Annotated in this window: 23 protein-coding genes; 6 read left to right on the forward strand and 17 right to left on the reverse strand. The window is 34.6% G+C overall.

Features of this window, described 5'->3' with window-relative positions; translation table 11 throughout:
- Positions 1–13: 13 nt before the first annotated feature.
- The 8 genes from LK994_RS11440 to LK994_RS11475 form a co-directional block, all read right to left on the reverse strand.
- Positions 14–622, reverse strand: a complete 609-nt coding sequence (locus LK994_RS11440; protein ID WP_229760216.1) for a hypothetical protein — start codon at positions 620–622, stop codon at positions 14–16.
- Positions 623–709: 87 nt separating this feature from the next.
- On the reverse strand, positions 710–1,993 hold the full coding sequence (gene bioA, locus LK994_RS11445) for an adenosylmethionine--8-amino-7-oxononanoate transaminase (RefSeq protein ID WP_229760217.1): 1,284 nt from the start codon (positions 1,991–1,993) through the stop codon (positions 710–712).
- A 1-nt stretch (position 1,994) separates the two neighbouring features.
- Positions 1,995–2,606 carry a dethiobiotin synthase gene (gene bioD, locus LK994_RS11450; protein ID WP_229760218.1) on the reverse strand — a complete coding sequence of 204 codons (612 nt, stop codon included), beginning with the start codon at positions 2,604–2,606 and terminating at the stop codon, positions 1,995–1,997.
- On the reverse strand, positions 2,603–3,721 hold the full coding sequence (locus tag LK994_RS11455) for an aminotransferase class I/II-fold pyridoxal phosphate-dependent enzyme (RefSeq protein WP_229760219.1): 1,119 nt from the start codon (positions 3,719–3,721) through the stop codon (positions 2,603–2,605). Before LK994_RS11455 ends, bioD begins: the two co-directional genes overlap by 4 nt.
- Positions 3,722–3,755: 34 nt before the next feature.
- Positions 3,756–4,733 (reverse strand): biotin synthase BioB, encoded by a 978-nt coding sequence (gene bioB, locus LK994_RS11460; RefSeq protein ID WP_229760220.1) that lies wholly within the window; start codon positions 4,731–4,733, stop codon positions 3,756–3,758.
- Positions 4,734–4,852: 119 nt separating this feature from the next.
- On the reverse strand, positions 4,853–5,671 hold the full coding sequence (gene panB / locus LK994_RS11465; protein WP_229760221.1) for a 3-methyl-2-oxobutanoate hydroxymethyltransferase: 819 nt from the start codon (positions 5,669–5,671) through the stop codon (positions 4,853–4,855).
- Positions 5,672–5,813: 142 nt separating this feature from the next.
- Positions 5,814–6,905 carry a hypothetical protein gene (locus tag LK994_RS11470; RefSeq protein ID WP_229760222.1) on the reverse strand — a complete coding sequence of 364 codons (1,092 nt, stop codon included), beginning with the start codon at positions 6,903–6,905 and terminating at the stop codon, positions 5,814–5,816.
- A gap of 60 nt (positions 6,906–6,965) precedes the next feature.
- The gene (locus LK994_RS11475; RefSeq protein ID WP_229760223.1) at positions 6,966–7,844 is read right to left on the reverse strand and encodes a Ppx/GppA phosphatase family protein; all 879 of its coding nucleotides are present in this window, start codon (positions 7,842–7,844) and stop codon (positions 6,966–6,968) included.
- 160 nt (positions 7,845–8,004) lie between these two features.
- Between LK994_RS11475 and LK994_RS11480 the strand changes: the two genes are divergently transcribed.
- Positions 8,005–9,024, forward strand: coding sequence for a serine hydrolase (locus LK994_RS11480; protein ID WP_229760224.1), 1,020 nt, complete (start codon positions 8,005–8,007; stop codon positions 9,022–9,024).
- 14 nt (positions 9,025–9,038) lie between these two features.
- On the opposite strand, the gene ppk1 is transcribed toward LK994_RS11480, so the two are convergent.
- From ppk1 to panC, 4 genes are all read right to left on the reverse strand, one after another.
- Positions 9,039–11,102: a polyphosphate kinase 1 gene (gene ppk1, locus LK994_RS11485; RefSeq protein WP_229760225.1), complete on the reverse strand. Its 2,064-nt coding sequence runs from the start codon at positions 11,100–11,102 to the stop codon at positions 9,039–9,041.
- A gap of 79 nt (positions 11,103–11,181) precedes the next feature.
- Positions 11,182–11,673: a D-glycero-beta-D-manno-heptose 1-phosphate adenylyltransferase gene (gene rfaE2 / locus LK994_RS11490; protein ID WP_229760226.1), complete on the reverse strand. Its 492-nt coding sequence runs from the start codon at positions 11,671–11,673 to the stop codon at positions 11,182–11,184.
- Positions 11,666–12,673, reverse strand: a complete 1,008-nt coding sequence (locus LK994_RS11495; protein WP_229760227.1) for a lysylphosphatidylglycerol synthase transmembrane domain-containing protein — start codon at positions 12,671–12,673, stop codon at positions 11,666–11,668. The genes rfaE2 and LK994_RS11495 overlap by 8 nt, the downstream gene beginning before the upstream one ends.
- A 17-nt stretch (positions 12,674–12,690) precedes the next feature.
- On the reverse strand, positions 12,691–13,539 hold the full coding sequence (gene panC, locus LK994_RS11500; protein ID WP_229760228.1) for a pantoate--beta-alanine ligase: 849 nt from the start codon (positions 13,537–13,539) through the stop codon (positions 12,691–12,693).
- Positions 13,540–13,643: 104 nt separating this feature from the next.
- On the opposite strand from panC, the gene LK994_RS11505 reads away from it, so the two are divergent.
- The gene (locus tag LK994_RS11505; RefSeq protein ID WP_229760229.1) at positions 13,644–13,883 is read left to right on the forward strand and encodes a hypothetical protein; all 240 of its coding nucleotides are present in this window, start codon (positions 13,644–13,646) and stop codon (positions 13,881–13,883) included.
- A gap of 1 nt (position 13,884) precedes the next feature.
- On the opposite strand, the gene LK994_RS11510 is transcribed toward LK994_RS11505, so the two are convergent.
- From LK994_RS11510 to LK994_RS11520, 3 genes are read right to left on the reverse strand one after another with little or no spacing between them, the layout of a single operon-like run.
- Complete coding sequence (locus LK994_RS11510; RefSeq protein WP_229760230.1) at positions 13,885–14,397, reverse strand: hypothetical protein; 513 nt, start codon at positions 14,395–14,397, stop codon at positions 13,885–13,887.
- Positions 14,398–14,401: 4 nt separating this feature from the next.
- Entirely contained in the window at positions 14,402–14,863 is a 462-nt protein-coding gene (locus LK994_RS11515) for a helix-turn-helix domain-containing protein (RefSeq protein ID WP_229760231.1), read from the reverse strand.
- Positions 14,841–15,245 (reverse strand): hypothetical protein, encoded by a 405-nt coding sequence (locus LK994_RS11520; protein WP_229760232.1) that lies wholly within the window; start codon positions 15,243–15,245, stop codon positions 14,841–14,843. The genes LK994_RS11515 and LK994_RS11520 overlap by 23 nt, the downstream gene beginning before the upstream one ends.
- A gap of 150 nt (positions 15,246–15,395) precedes the next feature.
- Between LK994_RS11520 and LK994_RS11525 the strand changes: the two genes are divergently transcribed.
- Positions 15,396–16,280: an IS1 family transposase gene (locus LK994_RS11525; protein WP_229760233.1), complete on the forward strand. Its 885-nt coding sequence runs from the start codon at positions 15,396–15,398 to the stop codon at positions 16,278–16,280.
- A gap of 2 nt (positions 16,281–16,282) precedes the next feature.
- Here the strand turns inward: LK994_RS11525 and LK994_RS11530 are convergent, their stop codons facing one another.
- Together LK994_RS11530 and LK994_RS11535 are read right to left on the reverse strand one after the other, a co-directional pair.
- Positions 16,283–16,918, reverse strand: coding sequence for a hypothetical protein (locus tag LK994_RS11530; RefSeq protein ID WP_229760234.1), 636 nt, complete (start codon positions 16,916–16,918; stop codon positions 16,283–16,285).
- Positions 16,857–17,222, reverse strand: coding sequence for a hypothetical protein (locus LK994_RS11535; protein ID WP_229760235.1), 366 nt, complete (start codon positions 17,220–17,222; stop codon positions 16,857–16,859). Before LK994_RS11535 ends, LK994_RS11530 begins: the two co-directional genes overlap by 62 nt.
- A 222-nt stretch (positions 17,223–17,444) precedes the next feature.
- On the opposite strand from LK994_RS11535, the gene LK994_RS11540 reads away from it, so the two are divergent.
- From LK994_RS11540 to metK, 3 genes are all read left to right on the forward strand, one after another.
- Positions 17,445–18,257: a glycogen/starch synthase gene (locus LK994_RS11540; protein ID WP_229760236.1), complete on the forward strand. Its 813-nt coding sequence runs from the start codon at positions 17,445–17,447 to the stop codon at positions 18,255–18,257.
- Positions 18,258–18,296: 39 nt separating this feature from the next.
- Entirely contained in the window at positions 18,297–19,799 is a 1,503-nt protein-coding gene (locus LK994_RS11545; protein ID WP_229760237.1) for a DUF4270 domain-containing protein, read from the forward strand.
- A 96-nt stretch (positions 19,800–19,895) separates the two neighbouring features.
- Positions 19,896–21,149, forward strand: coding sequence for a methionine adenosyltransferase (gene metK, locus LK994_RS11550; RefSeq protein ID WP_229760238.1), 1,254 nt, complete (start codon positions 19,896–19,898; stop codon positions 21,147–21,149).
- The last annotated feature ends 110 nt before the right edge of the window (positions 21,150–21,259 follow it).

The following is a 21,259-nucleotide window of genomic DNA, read 5'->3' on the forward strand; positions in this document are numbered from 1 at the left end:
TAATAAATTATTATTAGTTAGCTAAAATTTCTTTCTCTACTGCATTGATCCAAACATTGAATAATTTTTCTTCCACTTCAACAACAGTACTGCAAAGTTTTTCCCAATCAGGTGAAAATTCTTTCAACTGATGTTTCATCTCTGCCAAGTGATTGATCTCTTCAGCGATGATACTTTTTACGTTCACGGAACTTTTCGTTTCAGTCAATACATCCTGGTATTTGGGGTAGAGTTCATCTGCTCTTACTTCGATGGCATAGGTTACCAGAAGATAAGCAGCATATTTCAGGTCATTGCCTATGTAGCCAAATGTATCTTTCAAAAAACGGCACACTTTAATATCCAGCTCATGAATATAATAGAAGCTCATTTTAGGAGCAAGTAAATATTTTTTTTCATAGGTAGGACAGCTACCCTTATCTATCTTCTGAATTTGCTTTTTCAGGTAATAAGCATGCCTGGCTTCTTCAGCAGAATGTTTTAAGATCATTTCTGTTGCTAAAATAGGGTGCTCACACTTTTTGATCTTTTTAGCGCCTGCATTCTCCATCATAGAAAGCGTATTCAGCCACTTTGCATGCAGTTTATTGTCTTTCACTACTGTTTCAAAAATATTTTCCATAATTATGGGGCAAAGATAAATTTTTATCGAACACAGATGGTACTGATTTGACTTATGACCACTTATCTGTGTAATCGGCCTAATCAGTTAAATCAGTGTTCTATCATTCAGGTAGGTCAATGATTGTTCTATAGTGGTATAGATCTTACTCAATTCCTTCTTAGTAATGCAGTATGGCGGCATGATGTAGACGATATTGCCAAGCGGACGTAACAGTACCCCATTTGACAAATAGAACTTATAAGCCAGATCTCTGATTGAATTAAAATAAGAGGTATTCTGTTTGGTATTCAACTCAATTGCCAGAATAGTGCCCTGTTGACGAAGCTCTTTTACAAAATCGTGAGATGAAATTGATTCAGCAAATTTTTTATGTTGCTCAGTGATCATTGTGATCTGATCCTTACATTTTTTACTTTTTAGTAATTCAATACTTGCATTGGCTGCAGCACACGATAAAGGATTGCCTGTATAAGAATGTCCGTGATAAAATGTTTTTGTTTTGTCATTGGCATAAAATGCATCATATATTTTATTTGAACATGCCGTAACACCCAAAGGCATAAAGCCCCCTGTTATTCCTTTCGATAAACAAATAATATCAGGTTTACTCTTTACGTATTCTATGGCAAAATTTTTGCCTGTTCTACCAAATCCCGTCATCACTTCATCTGCAATGCAGAGGATATTTTTTTTCTTTGCAATAGAAAGCAGCGTATCTAAATGTTTAGCACTATACATTTTCATTCCGGCAGTGCCTTGTATCAACGGTTCAAAAATAAATGCTGCCACATTTTCTTTATCAATTAAAGCAGTAAATTTTTCAGTTACTTCTTTAATGTTTTCTTTTGTTGGAACAGGTATATGTGAAACTTTGAATAAATGTTTACTGAAAGCAGCATTGAATTCATTTCTCTCTGCTATACTCATAGCACCGAAAGTATCACCATGGTAAGCGCCTTCAAATGCGATAATATTTATTTTGTTTTTGACACCTTGATTGTGCCAGTATTGAAGCGCCATTTTTAAAGCAACCTCAACGGCTGTTGATCCATTATCTGAAAAAAATATTTTCTTAAAATGATCAGGTAAGACGCTGAGTAAATTTTTTGAAAGATCGATCGCCGGTGTATGTGTAAACCCTGCAAATATTACATGTTCTAATTTTTTTGCCTGGTCAGCGATTGCTTTCGCAATGATCGGATTGCTATGCCCATGTATGTTTACCCACCAGGAAGATACTGCATCGATGTAAGTATTTCCATCTTTAGCATATAATGTACAGTTCTCTGCACTGTCAATATGAATAGGAGCTTCAGCCGTTTTCATCTGGGTGAATGGATACCATATTGCATTATCTTCTTTTGGCATATTAAATTTTTATTGGCCCTTGCTTTACAAAATTATCAATTGATGTTGCATTAATTTCTGATAATGCAGGAATGGAAAACAATATAGGTAAGTCAGTATATTGCCTGATAAAATTTTCTGAAGAAAGATTGCTTTCCCCTGAAAAAACAAGTCCTTTTAGAAAAATGTTTTTTTGTCTTAAAGCTGAGACGCTTAATAGGGTATGATTAATGCTTCCTAAATAATTATTTGAAACGAGTATTACCGGTAAACTGAGTTGTTCTATCAAGTCAATATTCAAATAGTTGTATGCCAAAGGACTCATGATACCGCCAGCGGTTTCTATTACAATATTGTTATCTGATCTTGGCAGATTGATATTTGCTTTAATAATTGTTGTCCCATCAATTTCAGCGGCATAATGTGGGGATGCAGGGGTATTTAATCGATATGCTTCCGGATGAATTTTGCATAAAGGATTACTCACCACTCTTTTGATAAAAACACTGTCTGAGTTTTCCAAATCACCAGCCTGAACTGGTTTCCAGTAATCATAGCCTAATGCCTGGCATATTACGGCTGAACAAATTGTTTTGCCGATGTTTGTATGTATCCCTGCAATAATTACACTCATGCAATAAAGTTTTTTATTTCTTCAACCAACATATCTATTTCATTGACAGTATTGAAAGTATGCAAACTTATGCGTAATCGTTCTGTGCCTACCGGAACCGTTGGAGGCAGGATCGCTTTTACAAAAAAGCCCTTATCTCTTAAATAATAGGAGAGTGCCTTTGTTTTAAAACTATCACCAACAATTATTCCCTGAATGGGAGAGCAACTATCAATAAATTGCAATCCCTTTGTTTTACCAACCGTTTCTCTAAAATGACTGATCAAATCAAATAAGTATTTTCTATCAGCTGTAGGCAACAATTGATATGCCTGCTGAATTTGCAAAAATGTATGTGGAGGTAATGCTGTCGCAAAAATGAATGAACGTGCATTATTGATCAGGTAATTACGCAAAACATTACTCCCGGTAACAACAGCACCATGTAAACCGATTGCTTTTCCGAAAGTATATACAGTGGCATATACATCATTTTGCAAATTGTATTTGCAAACCAAGCCATCACCTTTATCACCCAATACACCAATGGCATGTGCTTCATCAACTAATAACAATGCATTGTATTTTTTGCATAGTTCGCTGATAGCAACCAATGGAGCTTCATCTCCATCCATTGAGTAAATAGATTCTACTGCAACAAAGATTTGCCCGGTTGCCTGTTGCATTTTTTTTTCCAGGTCAGCTACATCATTATGTTTGAACTTATATCGATTGGCATGGTTAAGCCTGATACCATCAATAATACTTGCATGAATTAATTCATCGGAAATGATGGTGTCGCCTTTGGTTGCAATACAGGAAAATAATCCAACATTCGCCATATAGCCTGCATTAAAAATTAATGCAGCTTCAGCATGATGAAAGTCAGCAATAATTTTTTCTGTAGTTTCTGCTAATTCGGAATTGCCGGTAACCAGTCGTGAGCCGGTTGCTCCCGTTGGCTGGGTCTTTACTTCTATTGCTTGTAAAGCAGGGAGTTTGGAAAATCCTAAATAGTCGTTGGAGCTAAAATCAATTCTATTACCTACAGTAACTAACTCACGTGATAAACCACTTGCTTCTCTGGCATCCAACTTTTGTTGTAAGGTTATATCAAAACGTTGATTAGCATTCACAATAAGGTAGTTTGTTGATGAAGGAGGTTTCTCCTTAGTTGCTAACGGCTTCTTTAAAAGGTTTACGTGGTGTTAAACCAAGCATTTTAAACATCTGCATATCTACATCAAAATCAGGATTAGGTGTAGTTAATAATTTTTCTCCTGCAAAAATAGAATTAGCACCAGCCATAAAACAAAGTGCCTGTTCAGCTACACTCATCTCATTTCTGCCAGCCGATAAACGCACCACGCTTTTTGGCATGATGATCCTTGCAGTAGCAATCATTCTTAATACTTCATCAATAGGTACGATCTGATTGTCCTGTAATGGGGTTCCTTCTACCGGTACCAACCGGTTGATCGGTACAGAATCGGGGTGAACTTCCATTGTAGATAAAGTATGTAACATTTTTACTCTGTCATCATCCGTTTCACCCAAACCAACAATACCTCCACAACATACACTTAGCTTGGCTTTCCGCACATTATTCAGTGTGTTGATGCGATCATCAAAAGTTCTGGTGGTAATAATATCACCATATTTATCGCTACTGGTATCAATATTATGATTGTAGGCAAAACATCCTGCTTCTTTCAGTCTTTCGGCCTGTTCGTACGTCAGCATACCCAATGTACAGCATACTTCTAATCCCATGTCATTTACTTCAGTTACCATTTCCAACACACGGTCAAAATCTTTGTTATCTCTTACTTCTCTCCAGGCAGCTCCCATACAAAGTCTTGATGCTCCGTTTGCTTTCGCCACTTCAGCTCTTGCTTTTACTTTTTCTACCGTCATCAACGGTTCTACTTCTATATCAGTTTGGTAACGGGCAGCTTGCGGACAATACGCACAGTCTTCTTTACATCCTCCGGTTTTAATAGAGATCAGGCTACTGATCTGTACTTCGCTGTAGGCCTTATTTTGGCGGTGAACCGAGGCTGCTTCAAAGATCAGATCCAGCAGTGGACGGTAATAGATATCTTTTATTTCTTCTAAAGTCCAGTCGTTTCTAAGCGTAATTCCCATGGTATGAAATTAATATTTTTTTGCAAATATAAAAGTTTACAATGATTCAATAGATATATAGAATCGTTTAGTGCGTTGAGTCATTTAACTTCAGATGACTTAAACCATTAAACAATAATTTAATATTGTTCATTCTCGTTGGGGAAATCTCTGCTTTTAACATCCGAAACATATTGCTGTACAGCTCGCTTTATTTGTTCATCCAGGTTAAGATATCTGCGTAAAAAACGAGGTTTAAAATCTGTGTTGATACCCAGCATATCGTGCATTACCAATACTTGTCCATCACAATCCCCTCCGGCACCAATACCAATAGTAGGAATAGAAAGACTTTCACTTACCTGCTTAGCCAATGCAGCTGGAATTTTTTCCAAAACTATTGCAAAGCATCCAGCCTGTTGTAATAACAAAGCGTCTTTTCTCAATTTATCAGCTTCCTCTTCTCCGGTAGCTCTTACAACATAGGTTCCGAATTTATTGATGGATTGCGGTGTTAATCCTAAATGTCCCATTACCGGGATACCTGCACTTACGATCTTTTTTACAGAATCGATGATCTCTTCGCCACCTTCCAGTTTTACGGTATGGCCACCACTTTCTTTCATTATTTTGATGGCAGATGCCAGGGCTATTTCAGAATTAGATTGATAATATCCAAATGGGATATCAACAACGATCAAGCATCTTTCTCTTGCTCTCACTACGCTTTGAGCATGATAGATCATTTGGTCTAAAGTAATAGGAAGGGTAGTGTGATGCCCTGCCATTACATTACTGGCACTATCACCCACCAAAATGATATCAATACCCGCTTCATCAAACAATTTTGCAAACGAATAATCATAAGCAGTGATCATGGAGATCTTCTCTCCATTCTGTTTCATTTTTTGGATAGTGTTGGTAGTAACTTTCTTAATTTCTTTGTGCTCCGGACCCATTGTTTACTGATCTGTTTTGAGTGATTAGATATTTTTATAAAAGAAAAAGGAATTGACTCTGCATTAGAATAAAACAAATCCGGTGATTACACTGTAAATGTAAAGATTAAATAGAATTAGTGAAAGTTTTTTCTTTTAAAGATCATTTCTTCTTACTTACTATTTTTCTGGTATTTTCATCAAATATTACACCCCAATAATCGGTTAAGCCTAAGGATATTCCTGAAGATGTTATTACATTGATCTGAGGGACGAAAGCGATCAGTTTGCTGTACATTTTTTCTGTGGCAAAATCAAAATAAAAATCCTGGATCAATTTGTAAGTGTAGAGACTATCATAATTAATTTCCGATAATACCTTTTTTGTCCCTGTCACGTTACCCTCAACGTCATATACCATAACCTCTATGGGAGGATTGTGATATGCTTCTATTTGTTTAGATTGAATGACTGATGCCGAGGTTGGATAGATACTCATTTCTGTATCGTATGCTTTGATCTTTTTTGCTTTAATGTCTTTAAATAATTGGTTTCCCAAACTCCAGTTATTGATCGTTAGTACGCCGGTTTCTGTAAAATTACCTGAGGGGGTAGCTGATAATGTTATCTTATTACAGGTTCTGTTAATAAATACAGCAGATGAAGGGATTGTTCTATTATCGCTCTCCCCGGGATTAAAACAAACATTAAAGGTTTCTGCAAAAAGTGTTTCTTCTTTTCTTTGCTCTTGTTTTTTCTTATAAACAATAGGATTGATGAAGATATTTTTAATTTTTAATTGATGATTTTTATAGTAAAGTAATTGTTTTACTTTAAAGAAGCTGAGCTTGTTTAACAAGCAGGTATCACAATCATTTGAATCTTTATAGAAAATTTCTTCTGTAGCATCATGCTTATCATCATAATTGAATATCCAATTAGTTTTTTCAGGATCATTTTTTTCAAATACTCTACCGGATATAATGTCATTATAATTTACGTTATACCGGGTTACAGAAAGATCTTTGTCTGAATCTCTATACGCAATAAGCGAAGCTTTTTTCAGTTTATTAAAAAAATAATTACTCAGATTAAAATTGGGATTTACTGGAGTAAGATTGATGTAATAATTGCCGATTGCAGCCCATTTAACGCCTGTATCAGTTTGTATGAAATCAGCGTAGTCAATTTTCTCTTGAGAAATAGAGATTTTTGTGAGAAAAAGCAAGGCTATAATTGAAAATAACTTTTTCATTTTGTGGAGATTTGTAGCCAAACTACATAATCAAAATAAAAGATAACGTTAAAAGGAGGACTATTTTACTTCTGCGTATAAGTGTTGTATCAATCCGTCTGCCAGGCCAATTTTTGGTACATAAATATTCTCGGCACCGGCCCAACGCATAACATTGATATATATTTGAAGTGCCGGTACGATCACATCAGCTCTGTCTTCCCGTAAATTATATTTACTGATCCTGTCGGCTAAAGAAACATTGCCTAATTCTTTGTAATACTCTCTCAATAATTCAAAGGGGAGGGGCTTGCCGTCCTTGCGTTTACTCATGCTGAACACTTTGTTGATGTTTCCTCCACTACCAATTGCCACTACTTCCTTATGTCCTTTGGTAACAGCTCTGAGAGTGTTTTTCATTTCATCCCAATCTGACTCTCTTACCATATTCTTTAACAATCGTATTGTTCCAATATTGAAAGACTTTTTAAATATAAGAATGCCATTACTAAAAAAACTAAGTTCTGTACTGCCACCGCCAACATCAATGTATAAATAACTGTGATCTTTATCCATGTTTTCGGCCACATGGTTTTCGTATATAAGTCCTGCTTCGTAATCACCGCTGATAACTTCAATTTCAATATCAGTTTCCAATTTTACTTTTCTTATAATATCTCCGGAATTTTTAGCATCTCTCATTGCACTGGTGGCACATGCTTTTATATACTCTACCTCATAAGCATTACATAAATGTTTAAATGCTTTCATTGTTTGAAAAAGCATTGCCATCCTGGCTTTGGAAATAGCGGCATTTTCAAATACATCAAACCCCAAACGCAGCGGCACCCTAAATAAATTCAACTTATTAAAAGTTGCAACGCCTTTATCGTTTTCTACTACTTGTGTGATCAAGAGTCTCGCTGCATTACTTCCTATGTCTATCGCTGCTAATTTCAAGGTTATTAAGCTATTATGATTTGATCTAATACTACAAAGATAGTGGTGTAACCGAGGAAGTGCAATCAACATCGTGCAATATGATAATTATGTGGATAATTACCAACCCAAACAGAATTTATTGTAACTTTGCGCCGTTGAATCCAATAATATTCTTGCCATGTTAAAAAAAACGGTTCCGCTTTACGTAGTTATTCTATTGCTTTTTACAACTATTGCTTTGACTTATTTTGCAGTTCCCTTTATTAATTCTCAAACTGACGAAACCGGTTCTGCTAGTGTAAATGTCAGTCAAAATTCCTGTAGTTATAATATATCAAGACTAGATGGATATAAATTCATTCATCCCTTGATGTTTGCAGAACCTGCCTGCGAATCCAATACATTAAGCAATATAAAAAGTGAGGTAGAAAGTTTGATCAGCTCGTATAAAACAAAAGGCGACATTACTTCTGCTTCAGTCTATTTAAGAGAGTTTCATCATGGAGAATGGATGTCAATTGCCGAGGCAGAAAAATATAGTCCCGGATCATTGTTAAAAGTTCCTGAACTTATTACTTTTTTTAAGATGAATGAAACTAATCCTGGTTTATTGGAAAGGAAAGTGGTTTTTGATAAGCCATTAAGCTCGACAAAAACGGCTACCTATCTGTCTAAAAGTATCCAATTAGGCAATACTTATACAATCAGGCAATTACTATTTTACATGGTTGCGTATTCAGATAATAATGCTACACTTTTACTGAATAAATTGATTGATGTAGCAACTTTTAAAAAGGTATTTACAGATGTAGGCTTACCAGCTCCGGATTGGAGTGCAAACGATTATCCGATCTCTGCAAAGGATTATTCATTATTCATGAAATTGTTATATAATGCCTCATACCTTTCTATAAAGGACTCTGAATTTTGTACCGAATTGCTAAGCGATAGTGATTTTAAGAACGGGTTAGTTGCCGGCATTCCGTCTGATTGTAAGATTGCACACAAATTTGGAGAAGGAGGATATACAACTGCCCCGCAACTAAGTGAATCAGGTATAATATATTCCAATTCTGCTCCTTATATTTTAACAGTGATGACAAAAGGAACTGACGTAAAGAAATTACCGGAGGTCATCAGTAGTATTTCAAAAATGGTTTACAAAAAAATGCAGGACCCTTCCACAGTGAAATTGTAATATCTCTGGTCGAATTATTTACTTTGTTTACGAAACAAATAATTGTAAGTTTCTACCTGACTTCGAATCTTTTTGGTATTTCGTGGATTGATGTATTGATTGCTTAACTCATTGTCGAGCTTTCTGGCTTTGATATTGTCAGATAATTGTATCTGGAGTATATCTTTTATTTCCTTCTGAATTTCGTGATCATACACAGGACAGGCCGCCTCAATGCGATGGTCAATATTACGCACCATCCAGTCTGCAGATAATAAATATACTTTCTCTTTACCGCCATTATGAAAAATCATTATTCTGGCATGTTCTAAATACTCATCCACAATACTGATTGCCTGAATATGAGTTTTGAATTTTTTATTTTCTGTAAGCATACAGCAAATACCTCTTATGATCATTTTTATCTCTACACCGGCTTTCGCTGCATCATATAATTTGTTTATCAATAGCTCATCGCTAAGTGCATTTACCTTCAGGATGATAGATGCAGGTTGTTTTGCCCGGGCATTTTTAATTTCTTTATTGATCAATGAAATTATTTGCGAACGCATGTTCACCGGACTCGTCATCAACGTTTTACAAGCTTTTAGAAAAGCACCTCTGCTTTTTGGATGTTCTAAATAATGAAATATCCTGTTTACATCTGCCATGATATTTCTGTCAGAAGTAAATAAACAATGATCACCATATATTTTAGCCGTGCTCTCATTCAAATTACCGGTACTTACAAATCCATAATGGGTAGTATGTTTGTTGTGTACTTTTTTTATCAGGCATAATTTGGCATGTACCTTAACATTAGGCACACCTATCAAAACCTTTACTCCGGCTTCTTCCAGCTCTTTTTTCCAAACCAGGTTAGCTTCTTCATCAAACCTAGCTCTTAATTCAATCACAGCTGTTACTTCTTTACCATTACGAACAGCATTTGTTAATGTGTTAATGACTTTTGATCTTTCTGCTAATCTATATGCCGTGATCTTGATACTTTTAACTTCGGGGTCTATGGCAGCTTCTCTCAACAGGTCTATTACGCTGTCAAAAGAATGATAAGGAAAACTAAGCAACACATCTTTTTGCAAAACAACCTTAGTAACTTGAGAAGCGTTTCGAAATGCCGGATGTATAAATGGTTTCTTCCTGGTACTTTTTTGTGTAAAAACAGAATCGGGGAAATTAATAAAGTCTTTGAAATTATGGATCCTGCCTCCTGGGATAATGTTGTCTTTTTCTGTAAGCCCCAATCTTTTTATTAAATAAGTTAATAAAGAGGAGTCGATTTCTTTGTCAAACACAAATCGAACAGGCTTGCCCTTTTTTCTGTTTTTTAATCCCTTTTCAATTTTCTGTATCAATGATGTAGATATATCATTATCAATATCGATCTCTGCATCCCTGGTTACTTTAATAATATGAGAGGAAAAAACATCATACCCGAAAAATGAAAATATTTGCGGTAAACAAAACCGTATGATATCTTCTAATAAAATGATATTTTTTTCATTTGCCTTTGAAGGAAGAATGATGAATCTGGGTAAACGCCTTGCAGGCACAGCAACCAGCGCAAAACGCTGTGAGATACTTTTATCTTTTTTAGAAAGTTTGCAAGCAAGGTAGATGGATTTATCATTCAGGGTTGGAAATGCTTGTAAACTTTCGATCATTAAAGGAACAATATTGCTCTTGATCTCGTCATTAAAATAATTGACGATAAATTTTTGCTGTTCCCTGTTTAATTTACTTTCATTCAACAGAAATATCTTTTGCTTTTTCAATTCACGCAAAATTTCATTCCAGATACGGTCAAATTCCTTTTGCTGTTCAACAACTTTTTCCTGTATTTCTTCTAAGATCAGTTCAGGAGCAGTTTCCAGGTGCATATTCCCTTTTTTGCCTACTTCGATCATACGTTTTAATGTAGCCACACGTACCCTGAAAAACTCATCTAAATTGTTGGAAAAGATCGCCAGAAAACGAATGCGTTCTCTTAATGGAACAGTTTCATCTGCCGCTTCCTGAAGCACACGTCCGTTAAAAGAAAGCCAACTGATATCCCGGGGAATTATATTTCGGTGCATAAACCTAACAAACTAACGCTTTGAATAAAAGTATTATACTCAAAGATGTGATAAAAATATTTTCTGCAATGTTAAGTTTTTATGAAGAAGCCATTTTTTTTATAATAGCTGTTGTTGAAATACCCGGAACGAGTTCTACAATTTTTACTTCTCCACCATTGGCAATTACTTCTTTGGCTCCCACTATCTGGTCAATGGAATAATCTCCTCCTTTTACCAATACATCAGGCAGTATCGTTTTGATAAGATTCAAAGGTGTATCCTCATCAAATAAAATAATTGTATCAGTTAATACAATAGATGCCAGCAAAAGGCTTCTGGCGCTTTCGTTATTAATGGGTCTGCTTTCTCCCTTTAATCTTTTTACGGATGCATCTGTGTTTACTCCAACGACAAGAATATCTCCAAAAGAAGCAGCTTCACTTAAGGAAGCAATGTGTCCTTCATGCAGGATGTCGAAAACACCGTTGGTAAAAACAATTTTTTTACCTAGTAATCGCCAGCGATTTACCAGATGTGGTAATTCAGCAGTCGTTATAATTTTATCTGTGATTGATTTAGAATTACGCATGATTTGATTTTTTATTATAATATGGTAAGAGGAGAAGAGACAAAAATCCAACGATCAAAACAATTAGGAATTGAGCAACCCATTGTAGATTCCCATTAGCAAAGCCAATACCTTCTTCTATATTATACAAGAGCATTACTTCCATGATAAAAACAGGGTAGGAGCCAATACCGCCGGGTGTTATGATCATGCCTATACTGGCAAAAGCCAACACCGGGAAAGCAGCTGCAAATGATAAATGAGCGGTGCCTGATGTTGCAAAAAAACCTAAATAAGTGCCTCCTACATAACAGCACCAGATAAATACACTATGGAAAATAAATGCTTTTTTATTCTCTAAATTTTTTATAGATGCCAAACCTGTTGCAATGCCTGTAGCTATATTTTTCATTCGATGAATGAATTTATTTTCTCCGTATTTTTTAAAAATATATTTAAGTACATAGTAAATAACAACAATAGAAATCACCAAAATTAAAAACTTCGTAAGCATAGCCTGCTTGCTGCCAGATAAAAAATTCTCTTTGATCGTTTCTTTAGCATAACTGCCGATAATACTGGCTTGCGTTATGATCGCAATAAAAAATACAATGATCAATGAAAGCAGGTCTACAGCCCGTTCTACAACGATCGTTCCTACTAATTTATCGGGGGGGACTTTCTCATATTTTCCAAGGATCGTACATTTCAATACTTCACCTAATCTTGGAATTGCTAAATTGGCAAGGTATCCGATCATTACGGCAAAAAAAGTATTTAAAAACCGGGGATTATATCCCAGGGGTTTCATTAAAATTTTCCAACGGATTGCCCTGCTGATATGACTAAGTGAAAGGATAAAAAAAACAGGAACAAATAATCCGTATCTGGCAGATTGTAATGCATTCTTACAATTCTCCCAGTTCTTATCACTCATTTTATGAATACTCCACCAAACCAAAAAAATTCCTACAGAAAAAAAAGCGGCATATTGCAATATAGACAGAAAACGTTTTTTCATAAAGAGCTACAAATTAATCAATTTGTAATTACAAGGTTGTCAATTAGCCGAACTTCATTTAAATAAGCTGCAATTAATGCAACTAACGGAGAAGCGCCATCCCAATTTTCTTTCAATTCTAATGTTTTAGCATCGGCAATTTCAACGTAATCTACTACAAATCCGTTAGTAGAAAGATTTTCTGTTGCGATTGCTTTTAAAGCCAACAAATTGCCGGGTTTACATTCTCTTTTGATTAACTCCAATGTTTCGTAAATTCTTAATGCTTGTGTTCTCTCTGTATCAGTCAACCGGATATTTCTGCTGCTCATGGCCAAACCCGTTATTTCTCTTTGAGTAGGGCAGATGTTCAATTGAATATCTACTCCCATAATATCAATCAGTTTACTGATGACCATACATTGCTGATAATCTTTTTGCCCCAGGTAAAGCATCTTTGGCTGAACGATCTCCAATAATCTTTGTACAACCTGACAAACACCTTGAAAATGACCCGGTCTGTATTTTCCTTCCAGGATCGTTTCTAAATACCCCAGATCATATTTGACACTGGTTGCAGGGCCATTTGGGTAGATCTCTTCGGCTGAGGGTAGAAAGAGTACATCACATCCGGATTTTTCTAATAGGTAGATGTCATTCTCGATAGTAGCCGGATACTTACTGAAATCCAGCTGGTTATTGAATTGTGTGGGGTTTACAAATATACTGCAGACAGTGAAAAAATTGTCATTTTTTGCATTATTAATTAATGATATATGTCCTCCGTGCAATGCCCCCATGGTTGGTACAAATGCCATCTTACTTGTTCCCTTATCTCTTTTTCCAAGGAATATTTTAATGTCTTTAACCGTCTTAAATAAAATCATTATTTATATGTATTAATGCTGAAATCCTGGGTAGTGTCTCAGTTTGAAAATAGTTATTTTTTAGATGCTTAACCGAGTAAGCAAAGATGTATTATCTTTGGGTTATGGCAAAATTAAAACGTCCAAAAGATACTAATCAATTAGCTAAATCAATAGTAGATATAGCAACGGGAGAAATAGAAGAAACTAAATCTACTGAACAAGACTTAATAAAGGCTGCTGCGGCGGCATTAGGTCGTAAAGGTGGCTTAAAGGGAGGTAAAGCCAGAGCTGCATCATTAACTCCCAAAAGAAGGTCTGAAATAGCTAAGAAGGCTGCTGCTGCAAGGTGGGATAAAAAATAAATTATTTCTTTGTTATTTTAGGGGTCAAATTAAAAGTAGTTTCTTCAAGAATTAATCCATTTGCGTCAAACATATCTGGAAAGAATTTTTTTGCAACATCTAAAGTGTTAGTTATTGGCAATATAAAATCTTGGTAAACTGTTCCAGATAAATTTTGACAAAATAAAGCTCTGGCGTGTGAAATAGACATGCTAATAATACTAATAATTAAACCACACGGCAAAGTGATTTTACCATCAGTATGATATTTTTTTATTTCATTGACAGTAAAAACATTTTGTACTACTATTTGAGACAACTGAATATTATTCTCAGGATAATGAAAAAAAATGGTAATCCTAAAATCAATTATGTTCCCTTCTAAACTTATTCCACATGCCTGAGCTAATTCAACATTTACCTCTTTTGAATCTCCTTGCTTTAAGTGTTCATTTACAAAAAAAGATAGATTTTTAACTCTACTAATTGAATATTTCAAATCATCATATTTGTTATTTTTATTATCAATTAACATAATCCTAAGAAGCTGTGTTTATATTGTTTTCTGTGTTGTGGTTATACTTAAACTGTCCGCCTTTAACAGAATAAAGATAATTACTTGGTGCTGTAATTAGAGCCGAAGTGTTTGAAGGTATAAATTCTGTTTTAGATGCAGTTATTGAAATAAATGTTTGCTTTGGTTCTGCACTAATATTAAATTTAATATTTAATGCCCTTTGTATTTTAGCAATAGTTTCAAAATTTAAAGGTTTATTACCTCTAAATACTTGAGTTAAATAACTAGGGGATACTTTTATTTTTTCTGCCAATTCTCCTCTATTTATTACTGCAATCTCACTTAATCTATCAATTTCTGATAAGTAACCAGACATTAAAATTAATGCATCATGTTTGATACCCTCAATCTCGTTTTGTTCAGTCAATAAAAGTCTAATTTTTTCTTTTATCTCTTGGCTTTTATTGCTCAATTTCATATTCATATGAAGCTATTTTTAAAATTATCTCTTTAATTCGTTGATCATTTTCTTGAACTTTCTTACTTAGTAAAAGAATAGAACAAACTATATAAAAACCGCCAGTATCATCTGAAACTTCTTTGCAATAAATTCTGGTATTATCGACATCAAAAAATTTTATAGCTGAAACACCTTTTGATTTGTCATTCATTGCCTCTTGTCCATAACAATCCCAATATATTCCACTTTGGGTTAAAGTTCTTTCCACTATATACCAAAATCGCTTTCTTTTCTTTTCGATAAGCTGGATAATTTCATCTGCATTAATTTCATCTACACATAAATATCTCCTATATGAAGACCCGTATTCTTTAGCAGATTTAATTACAATACATTTTCTTTTCACGAAATTAAGCTATAGGTTAATTATTTCCAAGAATTTATTTACATTTGTGCCTTAAAAAACATTTGTTTAACATAGATACGACAAAAAATTAACAAAAATAAAAATGAACAAATGCTTGACCGATTAAGCATAAAGTGTTATATTTGATGTATGAACAAGCTACCATTACATAAAAGAGTGCAAATCATCAATCTATTGGTTGAAGGCAACTCTTTGCGTTCAACATCAAGAATAGCCGATGTATCAATAAATACAGTTACTAAATTACTTGTAGATGTAGGCAGGGCTTGTGAGCAATTTCATCATGATACTGTTATTGCAGTACCCTCTAAAAGAATACAATGTGACGAAATTTGGTCGTTCGTTGGTTGCAAGGACAAGAACGCAACAATAGAACAAAAAGAAGCAGGAAACGGGGATGCTTGGACGTGGGTTGCTATAGATGCAGATACAAAACTTGTTGTATCATGGTATGTAGGTGACAGAGGGATGGAATCAGCATTAGAATTTATGCAGGATATACAATCAAGAATTTCAGAACAAAGAGTGCAATTGACATCAGACGGGTGGAATATTTATTTAGATGCTGTTGGTAGTGTATTTGGCAGCCAAATAGATTATGCTCAATTAATGAAAATATACGGTGGTGGTGGAAGTAGCAGCAATAGTAATACAGAAAAGAAATATAGTCCTGCAAGATTAAAATCAATTAACAAGATTGTAGTATCTGGTAATCCAGATGTAGAACATATCTCAACATCATTTGTAGAACGTCAAAATCTTACTATGAGAATGCACATGAGAAGGTTTACAAGATTAACCAATGCTTTCAGCAAAAAGTTAGAGAATCATTGCCATGCAATAGCACTTCACTTTGTTTATTACAATTTTGTAAAACAACATAAGTCTTTAAGAATAACCCCTGCAATCGCAGCAGGATTGACAAAACGCTTTATGAGTATTGAAGATATTGCAAATTTAGTTCCTGATGAATCTTCTAAAACAAGGGGGCAATATAAAAAGAAAATAGTTTAATACTAATCACCCCAATACCATACTACTTTCCCATTTCTATACAAGTATCTTTTTTTAGTATTGTTAGCATCTCCAAAATATATAAATTGGTTTGGATTTTCAGAAATGTCGATTTTTATACTTTTTTTGTTTGTGCATGGCAAATCAAATATCCATGAGTATAGACTAGTTTTAATCTTGTCAATTGGTAAGCTAGCATAATAACTTGAGCTTTGTGCACTTAGATAATTTACTTTATTTTTAGTTCTTTTATATAAAGTATCATATCCTATTAATGGTTTTTCCCAAGTTTGTCCCCTCGGTGAAACATTTAGAATTAATTTACCATTCTCAAGTGTAACACTGTAAGTATAATTTATAGAATCTGGTATTATAGAAGGGTCACCATAATAATTATTATTTATTATAAAAGCAGTTTGCCCTCCTTTTTGATTGTTGGATTGTACATTTATTTGATACGCTGAATTATCGATCTTATACTTGGATAGAAGATTCTCAAAATCTTTTTTAAAATTTATGCTATCTTTTGGAGAGAGGGTTTGTGATTGAGAATTAGAGATACAACTTAAAAAAAAGCTAACGATTATTATTAATATCTTTTGCAGTTTGCCCACCACTTTGATTGATTGAGGTAACATTACTTTCAGTGTTTTTACTAATTGGTGGGCTAAAAGTAACCTTTTTATTTTCTTTTGGCTGAGGGATATATTTATAGACTGTATCTATTTTAACAGGCTGAGTAATAAAAACAGTATCATTATGCTCATTCGGGATATTTAGTTCAATCCATAACATTTTAACGTGTTGCCCAATTGCTGCTTTAATCACAACAACTGAAACAAAAACTGTAAAAAGAATAGAAATAATTATAATTATTTTTTTCATCGGTTTGCTTTTTGATAACTCAGTATATAAATCTTTTATTTCGTTGGCAGTTCCCATTATTATTATGATTTAGTCTCACAATATAACAATGGGTAACTTTATTACCTAATTTCAGATAGAATACAGCCTTTTAATGAAATTGGGAATAAATTTGTGCATTTTAGGGGATATTTTCAAACTGAGACACTACCAAATCCTGATGCGTTCTAAATTTCCCGATTTTTTTTCGTACTTTTGCACACCCTTAGAAGTTCAAAGGAACCACATAACCAAGTACAAATGTCAACAAAGAAAAGAATTTTATTTATTGCAAATGAAATGTCGCCTTATTTAGAGCTTACAGAATTTGCAGAAATAATTAATAAACTGGCCGTAAAGGCAAATGATAGCGGCATGGAAATCAGGTGTATCATGCCACGATTTGGAGTGATTAATGAAAGAAGACACCGTTTGCACGAGGTTGTAAGGTTATCCGGAATTAATGTAACAGTTGATGGAGATGATTATCCTTTGGTTATTAAGGTGGCATCTCTGCCTAATGCAAGATTGCAGGTTTATTTTTTAGATAATGAGGATTTCTTTAAAAGAAAAACTGTTTTTCATGATGAAAATGAAAAATGGTTTCCTGATAACGGACTTAGAACCGTTTTGTTCTGTAAAGGAGCTTTAGAAACCGTAAAAAAATTCGGTTGGCCTCCTGACATTATTCATTGCAGTGGCTGGATGACTGGATTAATTCCTATGTTCATCAAAACAGCTTATAAAAAAGAGCCTGTTTTCAATAATTGTAAAGTTGTTTACACTATTGGAGAGAATACATTTAAAGAAAAAATGGGTGCTGACTTTTTAAAATTGGCCACCATTAATGATAATGTAACAAAAAAAGAGTTAGATATTTTTAAAGATAATAACAATGTAGCCTTATTCAGAGGTGGGGCTGCTTTTGCAGATGCGGTTACTTTCGGTGCGGCAAAAGTTGATAAAAAGTTAGTGGAAGAGTTCAGCAAGGTAAAAGGCAAAAAAACATTGCCATTTAATGCAGAAAGCGATTTAACAGACTATTTACAATTATATACCGACCTTGCGAAGTAGTATAATTCACTAACTATCATTATCATAAATACTGTTTTTGTGCAAAGAAATTTTTTAGCGTTCGTCATATTTTCTTTATTCTTTTTGTCATTTGTTAATCTGAGTTGTACCAAGATAGACACTACTACGATCGGAGATGATCTGATCCCGGCAGTAGACAATGTGCATACATTCGACACTACTTTGGATATCAATACGTCTCAAGCGTTATTATTTACTGATTCTACCAGAATTGCCAGAACAGCTAATCATTTTATCGGTAGCATTAACAATGATCCATTGTTTGGAAAGACAAATGCCAATCTTTATCTTGAATTGAAACCGGCAGTTTTTCCCTATCGTTTTGGTGCCTCAGGTGATACATTGAATTGGACAGACGCAGGAGTGGATTCGGTAGTTTTATGCCTATCGTATAAAGGCTTATATGGAGATAGTATGATCCCTCAAAATTTCAGTGTATATCAAATGGATAACAACACAACAAATTTTGTTGATTCTTCGTACAAATTAAATTTTCAACCAAATGTAACTCCTACGAAATTACTTGGTCAGGCCACTGTTGATGCAAGGAAACTTAATCAATTTACATATTTTGCAAACAGGAAAGATTCTGCACAGAATCAGATCCGTATTAAATTGAGCAATGCTTTCGCAACCGAATTATATAACCGGGATTCTACTTCAGGAGGTTTTAATAATGCTTTTCATTCAGACTCGATATTTAAAACCTTTTATAAAGGTTTTGCAGTAGTGGCAGATGCAGGAATGGGTGGCAATGCTTTGTTTTATGTAAACCTAACCGATGCTACTACACGTTTAGAGATTCATTATCGTAAACGCAATGCAGGTAAAGTAGATACTACCTATGCTGTTTTCCCATTTATTGCTGCAGCAAGTTCATATGCCAGCGTAAGTTCTCATGCTGCTTATTTACAAAGAGACAGAACTGTTTCAGAATATAGCATGTCTCCGGATCCAGAAGCATTATATATTCAGGCAACTCCCGGAACATACGCCAATCTGGATATACCAGGATTAAGTACTTTCCCTAACAGTATTATACACAGGGCCGAAGTGATTGTGGAGCAAATTCCGTCAACTACATCATTAAATCTTATTTTCCCTGCACCGCAGTATCTTTATATGGATATTGTATCTCCAGGGGTAGGAAATGGGTTTAAGCCTATTAATTATGATCTGAGTCCAACATATACTTATAATCCTGATAATAGTACACTTGGTTATTTTTTACCGAGTAATGGTGTAGATTTTAGCTATTTTGGAGGCTTCACCAAAACTAAATTGGATAACCTGGGTAACAGCATTAATTATTATAGTTTTAATCTTTCCAGGTACGTACAAAATACCATTACCAAACGGACTATTAACTATGGTTTTAGGTTATATGCTCCATACAATATGGACTACTATGGTTATACTTTCCCTTTTAGTAATCCGCTTGGATTTGGAAGGATAAAAGTTGGCTCCGGCAGTAATCCAAATTACAAACTACGAATGCGTATTATTTATTCGAAAATATAGTTCTTAAAGAAATTTATAAGGCCTCGAAATATTTCGGGGCTTTGTATAAATAGATATTTTATAATCTTATCTTTGCACCTCAAAAAATTAATTTTCATGCCGTATTTATTTACATCAGAATCCGTTAGTGAAGGACACCCGGATAAAGTAGCTGACCAGATCAGCGATGCATTAATTGATAACTTTTTAGCTTTTGATGCACAAAGTAAAGTTGCTTGCGAAACATTGGTTACCACCGGACAGGTTGTGCTTGCCGGCGAAGTAAAAAGTAAAGCATATTTGGATGTACAGGAAATTGCACGTGGCGTTATCAAGAAAATAGGATACACCAAAAGTGAATATATGTTTGAAGCCGCCTCATGTGGTATCTTGTCAGCTATTCATGAGCAATCTGCAGATATTAATCAAGGGGTAGACAGACAAAAGAAAGAAGAACAAGGTGCTGGTGACCAGGGTATGATGTTTGGTTATGCAAGTAACGAAACAGATGATTATATGCCACTAGCTTTGGATCTGGCTCACAAAATTTTAATTGAATTGGCTGCATTACGCAGAGAAAATAAACAGATCAAATATTTACGTCCTGATGCTAAAAGTCAGGTTACTTTAGAATATGACGATAACAATCAACCGGTAAGAATTGATGCGATCGTTGTTTCTACACAACATGATGATTTTGATAGCGAAGCTAAAATGTTAGCTAAGATCAAAAAAGATATCATTGAAATATTGATCCCAAGAGTTAAAGCTAAGTATAAAAAATATGCAAAGCTTTTCAATGCAAATATCAAATATCATATTAACCCAACCGGTAAGTTTGTAATTGGTGGGCCACACGGAGATACTGGTTTAACCGGCCGTAAGATCATTGTAGATACATACGGTGGTAAAGGTGCTCATGGTGGAGGTGCTTTTAGTGGTAAAGATCCAAGTAAGGTAGATAGAAGTGCTGCTTATGCAACTCGTCATATCGCTAAAAACTTAGTAGCAGCTGGTGTTGCTGATGAAGTATTGGTTCAGGTATCTTATGCAATTGGTGTAGCTCAGCCTACTTCAATCAACGTAAATACCTATGGTACTGCAAAAGTTGGTTTAAATGATGGACAGATCAGCAAGATCGTTGAAAGCGTTTTTGATATGCGTCCTTACTTCATCGAACAACGTTTGAAATTACGTACTCCTATCTACAGTGAAACAGCTGCTTATGGTCATATGGGGCGTAAAAATGAAGTAGTTGAAAAAACTTTTACTAGTCCTGATGGTAAAGTAAAGAAAATGAAAGTAGAATTATTTACGTGGGAAAAACTTGACTACGTAGCTAAAGTAAAAAAAGCTTTCGGTTTAAAATAGACGAATCGTTTAAAATAATTTCAGACCATAAGTTTGCAAAAGCTTATGGTCTTTTTCTTATATCCTTGAGATTGGCTGATTTTTGTTTCAGCAATATTTATTTACTTAAT

This window comes from Ferruginibacter lapsinanis, from assembly GCF_020783315.1.
In the GTDB taxonomy this organism is placed as follows: domain Bacteria; phylum Bacteroidota; class Bacteroidia; order Chitinophagales; family Chitinophagaceae; genus Ferruginibacter; species Ferruginibacter lapsinanis.